The sequence below is a fragment of the Kineococcus indalonis genome (assembly GCF_009906395.1).
In the GTDB taxonomy this organism is placed as follows: Bacteria; Actinomycetota; Actinomycetes; order Actinomycetales; family Kineococcaceae; genus Kineococcus; species Kineococcus indalonis.
Genome location: NZ_JAAALM010000835.1, coordinates 1 through 1,126 on the forward strand (window position 1 = coordinate 1; position 1,126 = coordinate 1,126).

The 1,126-nt window shown below is 81.6% G+C and carries 1 protein-coding gene and 1 riboswitch; the gene reads right to left on the reverse strand.

The features are described 5' to 3' along the window. On the reverse strand, positions 1 to 617 hold a 617-nt coding region (ribD, locus tag GTR00_RS21445; protein WP_166613523.1), incomplete at its 3' end, for a bifunctional diaminohydroxyphosphoribosylaminopyrimidine deaminase/5-amino-6-(5-phosphoribosylamino)uracil reductase RibD. A 227-nt stretch (positions 618 to 844) separates the two neighbouring features. Beyond that, positions 845 to 977, reverse strand: a riboswitch (FMN riboswitch). Positions 978 to 1,126 lie beyond the last annotated feature (149 nt).

The window sequence follows — 1,126 nt, forward strand, 5'->3', positions numbered from 1 at the left end:
TCGGGGGCGCGCACGGTCAGGGCCGGGTCGTCGGCCAGGGCGGTGCCGGTGCCGACGAGGACGGCGTCGTGCTCGGCGCGCAGGCGGTGCACGTCGGCGCGGGCGGCGGCGGAGGTGATCCAGCGGCTGGAGCCGTCGGCGGCGGCGGAGCGGCCGTCGAGGGTGGCGGCGAACTTCCACGTCACCCAGGGGCGGCCGCGGCCGACGGCGGTGGCCCAGCGCTCGTTGAGGGCACGGGCCTGCCCGGCGAGCAGTCCGGTCTCCACCTCGACGCCGGCGGCGGCGAGCAGCGCGGCGCCGCCCGCGGCGGCCGGGTTGGGGTCGGTGTCGGCGACGACGACGCGCCGGACGCCGGCGGCGAGCAGGGCCTGCGCGCACGGGCCGGTGCGGCCGGTGTGGGTGCACGGCTCGAGGGTGACCACGGCGGTGGCGCCGCGGGCGCTCAGGCCGCGGGCGGCCAGGTCGGCCAGCGCGGCCGCCTCGGCGTGCGCGGTGCCGGCACCGCGGTGGTGGCCCTCGGCCAGGGGGCGGCCCGCGTCGTCGATCAGGACGCACCCCACGCGCGGGTTGGGGCCGGTGGCGGGGCCCAGGGCGGCCAGCTGCAGGGCGCGGCGCATGGCGGCGACCTCGGCCCCGCGCCGGTCCCCCGGCCGTTCCGCGCCCTCGTCCGTCCCGCTCACCGCACCCCTCGCTCCCGCGCCGTCGCAGCGCTCCGGGGCGCGCGGGGAGGCGCGGGTGCGGACGGGCGCGCGTCAGCGCACCGCCGACCCCGGGGTCGCGCGCTGAGCCCGCCACGGCCCGCGGCGGACGGCCGCGGGCAGCGTGCGGGCGCACCGGTGCGACCCCGCGTGCTGCCTCCCGTCCGGACTCTCACCGTCGGTCCCGGAGTCCCACCGGGTCGGCCCGCCACCCGGTGGGGTGGGGGCTCGCGGACTGTCACCGCCGGTTCGGAATTGCACCGACCCCGGAGCACGCGTGTCGTTCGGCCTACCTGGTCCTGCTCGTGCATCCGGTGCAACGGCACCGGCGGCCCGAGGTGTTCCCGCGGGCCCGGCCCGCGGTCGCGCCAGTGTGCCACGCCCCCCGCCGGCGCCCCCCGCCGGCGGGGGGCGTGGCACACTGGCGC